This is a genomic window from Amycolatopsis minnesotensis (assembly GCF_039529815.1).
Classification (GTDB): domain Bacteria; phylum Actinomycetota; class Actinomycetes; order Mycobacteriales; family Pseudonocardiaceae; genus Amycolatopsis; species Amycolatopsis minnesotensis.
In genome coordinates this window covers 1-8,374 of record NZ_BAAANN010000090.1, presented here as the reverse complement: position 1 = coordinate 8,374, position 8,374 = coordinate 1, and the positions used below count along the sequence as shown (strand labels likewise).

The window sequence follows — 8,374 nt, the reverse complement described above, 5'->3', positions numbered from 1 at the left end:
ACTTCACCGACCCCAACCACAACGGCTCCACCCGACCCTGTCCATAGGTCGCCAGCAACGCCTGCGCCTCGATCGGATCCCCCAACACCGTCCCCGTACCATGCGCCTCCACCACATCCACATCGGACGTTGTGAGACCGGCACTCGCCAGCGCCTGACGGATCACCCGCTGCTGAGACGGCCCGCTCGGCGCGGTCAGGCCGTTCGACGCGCCGTCGGAGTTCACCGCCGAACCCCGCACCACAGCCAAGACCTCGTGCCCGTTCGCCACCGCATCCGACAACCGCTCCACCAGGAGCACGCCCACGCCCTCGCCCCACCCGGTGCCGTTGGCCCCCGCGCCGAACGCGCGGCACCGGCCATCCGCCGACAACGCGCCCTGCCGCGAAAACTCCACGAAGGCACCCGGGGTGGCCATCACCGCGGCCCCGCCGACCATGGCGAGCGAGCACTCCCCGTCGCGCAGAGCCTGGATGGCCCAGTGCAGCGCGACCAGCGAGGACGAACACGCGGTATCCACCGTCACCGCGGGCCCCTCGAACCCGAACGTGTAGGCCAACCGTCCGGAGAGGACACTCGCGATGTTTCCGACACCGGCCCGTCCTTCGAACTGCTCCGGCTCGGCGATGAGCAGGCGCACGTAGTCCTGGCCGCTGGTGCCGATGAACACCCCGGTGTCACTGCCCCGGAGCGACTCCGGCACGATGCCCGCCCGCTCCAGCGCCTCCCAGCCGAGTTCGAGCAGGATCCGCTGCTGGGGGTCGGTGGCGAGGGCCTCGCGCGGGCTGATGCCGAAGAACTCCGCGTCGAAGCCGCCGAGGTCGTGCAGGAACCCGCCTTCGCGAGTGCAGCTGGTGCCCTGGTGCTCGGGATCGGGGTGGTAGAGCCCTTCGCCGTCCCAGCCCCGGTCCTCGGGGAAGCCGGAGATCGCGTCCCGCCCGGACGCGACCAGGTCCCACAGCTCCTCCGGCGATTTGACACCGCCGGGAAGGCGGCAGCTCATCCCGACGATCGCGATCGGCTTCTCCGCCCTCCGCGTCCCGCGGGCCACGGTGGGTACCGCCGCACCACCCGTCAGCTCGTCGCGCAGGTGCCTCGCCAGCGAGTTCGCGGCCGGGTAGTCGAACAGCAACGTCGACGGGAACTTGAGGCCGGTCGCCGCGGCCAGCTCGTCGCGCATCCTGACCACGGTGAGCGAATCGAACCCGAGATCGGCGAACGACCGCGCCGGCGGGATGTCCTCGGACGAGGCGTGCCCGAGTACCGCGGCGGCCCGGCTCCGGACCAGCTCCAGGAGGTACCGCTCCCGCTCCGCCTCGGTGAGATCGGCGAGGTCGGCCCGCAACTCGGCCGAGCCTCGCACCAGATCTCCGGTTCGCGGCCGGAGGTCCCGTGCTTCGGGGAGCTCGCGCAGCAGCGGGCAGGGCCGGGCTGCGGTCAGCACCGGCGCGAACCGAGCCCAGTCCACCTCGGCGATGACTGCCGTCGACGCGCTCTGCCCGAGCGCGGCCACCAGCGCCGCGAACGCGTTCGCGGTCGGCACCTTGCCGAGCCCCCGTCGCGCCAGCTCGGCGTCCGCCGGTCCATCGCCCCACGGTCCCCAGGCGACGGCCAGCGCGGGCAGGCCCGCCGCCCGGCGCTGAACGGCGAGCGCTTCGACGAACGCATTGGACGCCGCATAGCAGGGATATCCCGCACCACCGAGCAATCCGGCGGTCGAGGAAAACACCACGAACGCGTCGAGCTGCCGGTCACGGGTGAGTTCGTCGAGCCAGGCCGCGACCTCGATCTTCGCCGCCATCGCCCGCTCGCATCCGTCGAGACCCAGCGACGCGATGGGGGCGTCTTCCGCGACCGAGGTCGTGTGGACGACGGCGGACAGCTCCGGTGCGGAGCCGATCAGTTCCGCGAGCGCCTGGCGATCCGTCACGTCACAGGCCGCGATCGTCGTGGTGGCACCGAGTTCCGCCATCGCTGCGACGAGTTCGCCTGCCTCGGGCGTGTCCGCGCCGAGCGGATCCGCCAGCAGGAGATCGCGGGCGCCGGATGCGGCCAGGCAGCGTGCGATCCGCGAAGCCACGGCGCCGGTTCCGCCGGTGATCAGGACGGTGCCCTGGGGGCGCCAGTCGCCGGGCGCTTCCTCCGCCCGGACGAGCCTCGGCGCGAGCGAGCCGTCGGTTCGCAACGCGACCTGGTCTTCCTCGCCCGCCCCGGCGAGTGCGCCGATCAGCTCGTCGCCGACCTGTTCGCCGAGTCGCTCGGGCAGATCGATCAGCCCGCCCCAGCGCGCGGGGTGCTCGACTGCCGCGACCCGGCCGAGGCCCCAGACCATCGCCTGCGCGCGGCTGGCGAGTTCGTCTCCAGGACTTGTCGAAACCGCGCGCCGGGTGAGGCACCACAGCCGCGCGGCGCACCCCGATTCCGCCCACGCCCGGATCGTCGTGAGGGTGTCGGCGAAGCCTTGCGGCAGCGTCGTGTTCGTACCGGTCCGTTCGTCGAATGCTTGCAGGGAAACGATTCCAGCGACATCACTCCGCCGGGCCAGTTCTTCCCGGTTCGCCGTCACCGGTTCCACGGATGCGCCGTGCCGGGTCAGCTCGGTGATGACGAAACGGACCGCGTCGTCGTCCACGCCCTCGGCCGGGACGAGCACGAGCCAGGTGCCGTCGAGCGCGGCCGAAGCGGGTCGCGGCAGTGCCTGCCACCGTGTCTCGTAGCGCTGGCCGGACCGGTCGTGTCCTTTTCGGACACTGCCGGTGCTTTCCAGCCAGTAGCGCTGGTGTTGGAAGGGGTAGGTGGGTAGTGGTGTGGTGGGGCCGGGTGGGTAGTGGTGTTGCCAGTTGATGGGTGTGGTGTGGGTGTGGAGGTGGGCGAGGGTGGTGTGGAGGTGGGTGTGGTCGGGGTGGTCGCGGTGCAGGGAGGGCAGGACGGTGGCGGTGGTGTTGTGGTCGGTGAGGGTGTCGGTGATGGGGGTGGTGAGGATGGGGTGGGGGCTGATTTCGAGGTAGGTGCGGTAGCCGTGGTCGGCGAGGGTGGTGATGGTGTCGGCGAACCGGACGGGCTGGCGCAGGTTCTGGAACCAGTAGCCGGTGTCGAGCCGGGTGCCCTCGAGTGCGGTGGCGGTGACGGTGGAGTAGAAGGGCACGGTTGCGGTGTGTCCGGTGATTCCGGCCAGATCGGTGTGGAGCTGGTGGTGGAGGGGGTCGACGTGGGGTGAGTGGGAGGCGTAGTCGACCTCGACCCGCCGTGCCCGCACGTCCTGTTCGGTGCAGAACCGGGCGAGCTCGGTAAGGGCGTCGGGGTCGCCGCTGACGATGGTGGAGGCGGGACTGTTGATCGCCGCGATCGACACCCGCCCCTTCCACCGCCCGCACCACTGCCGCACCGTCTCCGCTGGTGCGGCGATCGCGGTCATGCCGCCGTGCCCGGCCAGCACCGCGAGGGCCTGGCTGCGCAACGCCACGATCCGCGCGCCCTCTTCCAGGCTCAGCACACCGGCCACGCAGGCGGCGGCGATCTCGCCCTGGGAGTGGCCCACCACCGCGGCCGGTTCCACCCCGTAAGACCGCCACAGCCGGGCCAGCGACACCATCACCGCCCACAACACCGGCTGCACCACATCCACCCGGGCCAGCCCCGCCGGATCCGACAGCGCCTCCAGCAGTGACCACGACACCCACCCCGACAACACCCGCGCGCACTCCCCCATCGCCTCCGCGAACACCGCGGAGGACTCCAGCAACCCCACCGCCATCCCCGCCCACTGCGACCCCTGACCCGGAAACACCATCACCACACCCCGGCCCACCTCACCAGCGACACCCCGCACCACACCCCCACCCGAGCCCCCGCCACCGGCGAGCCTCCCCAACCCCGCGAGCAACTCTGCCCGATCCGCACCCAGCACCACCGCACGGTGTTCCAGCACCGCACGCGTAGTCGCCAGCGACCGCCCCACCACCGTGACCGGCACCCCCGGATGCTCCCGCACCCACGACTCCAACCGCGCCGCCACCGCCGACAACCCCGACCCCGACGCCGCCGACAGCACCCACGGCACCACCCCACCCGACACCGCAACATCCCCGCCCTCAGACTCCACACCAGACTCCGCACCAGACTCCGAGACCGGTGCTTGTTCCAGGATCACGTGTGCGTTGGTGCCACTGATCCCGAACGATGACACCCCCGCCCGGCGAGGACGCCCCACTTCCGACCAGGGCCGGGCCTCGGTCAGCAACTCCACCGCACCCGCCGACCACTCCACATGACCGGTCGGCTCATCCACGTGCAAGGTCTCCGGCAACACCCCATGCCGCATCGCCAGGACCATCTTGATCACACCGGCCACCCCCGCCGCCGCCTGCGTATGACCCAGGTTCGACTTCACCGACCCCAACCACAACGGCTCCACCCGACCCTGCCCATAGGTCGCCAGCAACGCCTGCGCCTCGATCGGATCCCCCAACACCGTCCCCGTACCATGCGCCTCCACCACATCGACCTGCTCGACGGACAGCCTGGCGCTGGCGAGTGCGTCCCGGATGACCCGCTGCTGCGCGGGGCCGCTCGGCGCGGTCATCCCGTTCGACGCCCCGTCGGAGTTCACCGCCGAACCCCGCACCACGGCGAGGATTTCGTGCCCGTTCGCCACCGCGTCGGACAACCGCTCCACCAGGACCAGACCGGCGCCTTCGGACCAGGACGTGCCGTCGGCGGCCTCGGCGAAGGAACGGCAGCGCCCGTCGGACGCGAGTGCGCCCTGGCGGTCGAACTCGACGAAGATCTCCGGGGACGCCATCACCGTGACCCCGCCGGCCATCGCCAGCGAGCACTCCCCCGACCGCAGCGCCTGCACCGCCCAGTGCAAGGCCACCAGGGATGACGAGCACGCGGTGTCCACGGTGATCGCGGGACCCTCGAAGCCGTAGGTGTAGGCGATGCGGCCGGAGAGCACGCTGCCGGAATTCCCGGTCAGCCGATGCCCGATCGCGCCTTCCGGAATCGCCGCGGTGTCGTGGGCGTACCCCTGGTAGCCCGCGCCGACGAACACGCCGGTCCGGCTTCCGCGCATCGACCGGGGATCGAATCCCGCGCGTTCCAGCACCTCCCAGGACAGTTCGAGCAGTTGCCGCTGCTGGGGGTCCATCAGCAGCGCCTCGTTGGGGCTGATGCCGAACACGGTCGCGTCGAACAGGGTGGCGTCGCGGAGAAAACCGCCCTTCCAGTCCGCGGAAACGGACTGCCAGCCCCGGTCGCCGGGCAGGCCGGTGATGGCATCCCCGCCGGAGTCGAGGAGGCGCCACAGGTCGTCCGGATTTCCCACCCCACCGGGGAACCGGCACGCCATGCCCACGATCGCCACCGGCTCGTGCAACCCGTCCGAGAGCTTCCGGTTCCGCTCACGCAGCGCCTCGGCCTCCTTCACCGAGCGGCGCAGCGCGGCGACCAACTTCTCCTCAGACACCCGAACCCCCATCGAAATCGTCGCCATCCAGGACCAGGCCGATCAGCGCGTCCACGTCGAGCGAGTCGATCGACTCGCCACCGCCCGGAGACGTCCCCGGCGCGCCCCCCACGCCGGCGAGTTCCAGCAGACTTTCCAGCAGGCCCGCGTTACGTAGCTGGTTCACCGAAACAGCCTGGAGCGCGGCGCGGACCCGGTCGTCGTCCTGGGTGTCCACTTGCGACGGATCGGGCGCGAGTTCGGCCAGGATATGGTCGGTGACCGCGTCCGCGGTGGGGCAGTCGAACGCCAGTGTCGCGGGCAGCTTGCGACCGGTGGCCGCGTTGAGCTGGTTGCGCAGCTCCACCGCGGTCAGCGAGTCGATGCCCAGATCCAGGAACGTGCGGTGCGGTGCGACCGCCGTCGCGTTCGGGTATCCCAGTACGGCGGCGGTGCGGCCGCGCACCAGATCGAGGACGACGCGGCGGGCCTCGTCCGCACCGAGTTCCGCGAGCCGGTCGGCCAGCGCGAGTTCGGGCGTCCGTTCCCGCGCCACCGTCACCGCGTCCGGCACGAGCCCCCGCAGCAACGCCGGGACCTCTCCCCCGCCGGTGCGGAACACCGTCGTGTCGAGCACGGAGGCGATCACCGCCGGTCGGCCGGACGCGAGCGCCGCGTCGAACAACGCCGTCCCGGTTCCCGCGTCCAGTACCGGCAGGCCCTGTGCGCGCAGGCGCTGCCGGTCCTGGTCCCCGGTGCGCGCGCCCATACCGGAGCCGATACCCCATAGGCCGAACGCCATCGAGGTGGCGGGCAAGCCCATGCGGTGCCGCTTGGCCGCGAGCGCGTCCAGGAACACGTTCGCCGCCGCGTAGTTCGCCATCCCGCCGGGTACGAGCATCGCGCCGACCGACGACAGCAGGACGAAGGCCGTGAGGTCGAGCCCGCGGGTTGCTTCGTGCAGGTGCCACGCGGAGTGCGCCTTCGCGGCCAGCACGGCTTCCATCCGCTTCGGGGTGAGCGAGTCGATCATGCCGTTGTCGCTCGCCCCGGCCGCGTGGATCACGCCGGTGAGGCGCGCGCCGATCCCGGCGACAACGCGGTCCACTTCGGCGCGGTCGGACACGTCGGCCGCCAGGATCTCCACCGCGGCACCGAGCGAGCCCAGTTCGGCGGCGAGATCCGCGGCGCCGTCCGCCGCCATCCCGCGGCGGCTCACCAGCACCAGATCCCTGATCCCGTGCTCGGCCACCACGTGCCGCGCCAGCACCGCGGCCACACCGCCGGTGCCGCCGGTGATCAGCACGCACCCGGAGCCAAGACCCCGCGGTTGCGCCGGACGCACGGTCCCCAGGCGCGGCACGAGCACTACGCCGTGCCGGACCGCGAACTCCGGCTCGGCGGAATCGGCGACCGCACCCAGCACGGCGTCCAGCCCGCCAGGCCCGTCCAGGTCCGCGAGCACGAACCGGCCCGGCTGTTCGGCCTGCGCGGCACGCACCACGCCCCAGACGGGCGCGCACTCGATCAGGACGTCCACCTGGGTGCGCTCGGCGAACACCGCGTTCTCGGTCGTCACGACCAGGCGCGCGGCCGCGAAACGAGGTTCGGTGCTCCAGCGCTGGAGCACGGTGAGCACCGTGTTCGCGGCCGCACGGACGGACTCGGTGACACCGCCAGCCGGTACCGGACAGGGCAGCACGACCACCGCAGGCACCGGTTCCTCCGGCCGAGTGTCCACTTCGGACCACCATGACCAGTCAGGGGCAGCGGCCTCGGCTTCGTCGAAGGGGATCCAGTCGATGTCGTACACGGGCTCACCGCTCGTGTGCCTCAGCAGCTCCGCCGGGACCGCGGCAGACCGCACTTCCTTGGCCCGGAGCACCGGCCGTCCCGTCTGGTCGTCGGCTTCCAGCGTCACGCGCCCGTCGATCGACGCCACGCGAACCCGCAGCGCGGAAACGCCCGAAAGGTCCGCCCAGAACGAGTTCCAGGCGACCGGGAGAACCACGGAGTCCCCGGCATCCGGCTGGGCGTCGACCGCGAGGTGCGCGACCACGTCCACCAGGGCGGGATGAATCGCGAAGCCAGTGACCGGGAGGTGCTCCGTGTCGGGCAGCCGGAGTTCGGCGAACAGTTCCCGTCCACGGCGCCACATCTTGCGCAGTGCCCGGAAGGCCGGTCCGTGCTCGGTCCCGCGGGCCGACAGCTCGGCGTGCGAGGTCTCGACTTCCACGCGGTCGGCGACCGGCGGCCACCGCATCGGTGTGACGGACTCACGGCCGGGTGCGAGTGTGCCGTGCGCCAGCAGGTTCCAGTGCTCGTCGGCACGCTCGTGTCGCCAGTGGACGGAGAACGCCCGCCGCCCCGCCGTGTCCGCTCCGTCGGCGAAAGCACGAAGCTGTGCGGCCGAGGTTTCCGCCAGCACCAGCGGTTTGTCCAGCGCGAAGTCCTCGACGAGCGTGCAGCCGGCCATCTTCGCCACGGTCATCGCCAGGTCCAACGCACCCGTGACCGGGAAGAGGACCCGGCCGCGCACCCGGTGCTCCGCCAGCCACGGATGCGTTTCGACGCTCACCCGGCCGGTGACCACGATCCCGCCCGAGCCCGGCACCTCGATGGCCGCGCCCAGCCACGGATGCGACATCGCGTCGAGGCCGGCCGACCGCAGATCCGCGCCGCCACCGGCATCTCCGCTCGCCCAGTAGTGGCGGTGTTGGAAGGGGTAGGTGGGGAGGTTGAGGTGGTTGCCGGTGGTGGTGGTCCAGGTGATGGGGGTGCCGTGGGTGTGCAGGGTGGCGAGTGCGGTGGCGAGGGTGTGGTTCTCGCTTTGGGTGGGGATGGTGGTGGTGTCGGGGTGGCTGGTGGTGATGGCTGTGCTCAGGCTGGTTCCGGGTCCGGCTTCCAGGAACGTGGTGATTCCTCGTG

General features: G+C 71.5%; 2 protein-coding genes. Both read right to left on the bottom strand.

What is annotated here, in order from left to right; all coding sequences use genetic code 11:
* Positions 1 to 5,479: type I polyketide synthase (locus ABD256_RS43700; protein WP_425546622.1), on the bottom strand; the 5,479-nt coding region annotated here is incomplete at its 3' end.
* Positions 5,460 to 8,374, bottom strand: a 2,915-nt coding sequence (locus ABD256_RS43695) for a type I polyketide synthase (protein WP_344432249.1), incomplete at its 5' end; no start/stop codon positions are given. The genes ABD256_RS43700 and ABD256_RS43695, both read right to left, overlap by 20 nt.